Origin of the sequence: Burkholderia sp. SIMBA_051, from assembly GCF_046534915.1 — a bacterium.
Classification (GTDB): Bacteria; Pseudomonadota; Gammaproteobacteria; order Burkholderiales; family Burkholderiaceae; genus Burkholderia; species Burkholderia ambifaria.
Genome location: NZ_JAWRXS010000079.1, coordinates 1 through 382, shown reverse-complemented (window position 1 = coordinate 382; position 382 = coordinate 1). Strand labels below are relative to the sequence as shown.

Sequence of the window (382 nt, the reverse complement as noted above, 5' to 3'; positions counted from 1 at the left end):
GGGTACAGCAGCGCCACCGTGACCGGCACCGCCGGGCTGAAGGGGCGGACCTCGACGCCGTTGGCCTCGTATTCCTCGCGTGCCGCCAGCGGGTTGATCAGCGCCACGCCCAGGCCGGCGCCGACCAACGCGCATACCGACGAACCCAGCCCGGCCTCGGCCACCGTCTGGCGCTCGACCTTGGCGGCCTTGAAGACCGCGTCGATCTTCTCCCGCAGCGGCGTGGCGCTGGGGAAGGCGATGAAGGGCTCGCCGGCAAAGTCGGCGGGCTTGAGCTTTTTCAGCTTGGTCAGCCGGTGGCCCTTGGGCAGCACCGCCACGCAGTTCATGGTCAGCACCGGTTCGACCTGGATGCCCGGGCTGTCGCCCGACAGCATCGCCA

1 protein-coding gene is annotated in these 382 nt (G+C 70.2%); it reads right to left on the bottom strand.

Features of this window, described 5'->3' with window-relative positions; translation table 11 throughout:
* Positions 1-382 (bottom strand): LysR substrate-binding domain-containing protein (locus SB771_RS33625; protein ID WP_410721871.1); only part of this gene is annotated, 382 nt, incomplete at both ends.